Origin of the sequence: Collinsella sp. LCP19S3_B6 (genome assembly GCF_052121815.1) — a bacterium.
In the GTDB taxonomy this organism is placed as follows: domain Bacteria; phylum Actinomycetota; class Coriobacteriia; order Coriobacteriales; family Coriobacteriaceae; genus Collinsella.
The window spans coordinates 1-1,186 of the sequence record NZ_JBQKDN010000045.1 but is presented as its reverse complement, the minus strand read 5'-3'; the positions used below and the strand labels follow the sequence as shown (position 1 = coordinate 1,186).

The 1,186-nt window shown below is 66.4% G+C and carries 1 protein-coding gene; it reads left to right on the top strand.

From position 1 onward, the window contains the following. A partial coding sequence (locus ACTQWD_RS08685) for an APC family permease (protein ID WP_441559749.1) occupies window positions 1-932 on the top strand: 932 nt, incomplete at its 5' end. Between the last annotated feature and the right edge of the window lie 254 nt (window positions 933-1,186).

Here is a 1,186-nt window from a genome sequence, read left to right as displayed (position 1 = left end):
GGTATGCCATGGAGAACGGTTTCGCGAACGACATGTCCGCCGCCACCTTCCTGCCCGAGCTCACCAACACCAACGCCCTGGGCTACCTGTCCATCATCATCTTCAACTTCATGGGCTTCGAGGTCATCTGCACCATGACCGATGACATGGCCGATCCCGCTCGCGATATCCCCAAGGCTATCGTCGTCGGTGGCGTGGCTATTGCCGTCATCTACCTGTTCGCTGGCTTCGGCATCGGCGCCGCCATCCCGGCCGACTCCATCGACCCCGACTACGGCATGATCGTCGCAGTCGAGACCATGGTGGGCGATTCCGTGCTCTTCAAGGTCATCTGCATCGCCTTCCTGATCACCCTGTTCGCCAACATGGCCGCCTGGTCCTTCGGCGTCAACTCCGTCGCCCGCTACGCCGCCGAGCACGGCAACATGCCCAAGGTCTTCGCCTCGATGGTCTCCGAGGACGACATGCCCAACGGCGCCAACCTGGTCAACGCCGTCGTCGCCTCCCTGGTCCTCTGCCTGCAGCTCGTTCCCGTCGACGCCATCTCCAACGGCGTCTTCTGGATGCTCTTCGGCACCTCCGTCGTCTTCCTGCTGCTCACCTACATCCCGATGTTCCCGGCGTTCCTCAACCTCCGCAAGAACGACCCCAACCGCGAGCGCATCTTCACGTTCCCGTTCAAGGGCGCGATGATGAAGGTCATGCTGGCCATCCCCTGCATCGAGCTGATCCTGGCCATCGTCGCGACGCTGGTGCCGTTCTCCGCCGCCGAGGTCGGCGAGAAGGTCCCGATGATCGTCATCTTCATCGTGCTCATGCTCATCGGCGAGGTCGTCCGCGTCGTCAGCGCCAAGGGCCGCGAGACCGAGTACAAGGGCCTCACCCCCGAGCTGGCCGCCCAGCGCCTCGCCGAGGAGGCCGAGGAGAACTAGGGCACCCGGCCCCGGGCACCCCGGCCTCTCCGGAGGCGTGCCCGGGCGACAGGTTCGCCAACCATTCCCCGGGGCGGGTGCAGGCGATAGCTCCGGCAGCCGCCGACCGCCCCGACCCCTCTCCCGTATCCCTCGTGCGCCCTGTCTCCGCGCACCTGGCTACGTCGTCGCCCGCCGGTGCGACCCCGTGAAAACCGGCGCCGGGCGCCCCGACCTCTGCCGGGGGACGGGCGCCCGCCATCTCTTGGTCCTAG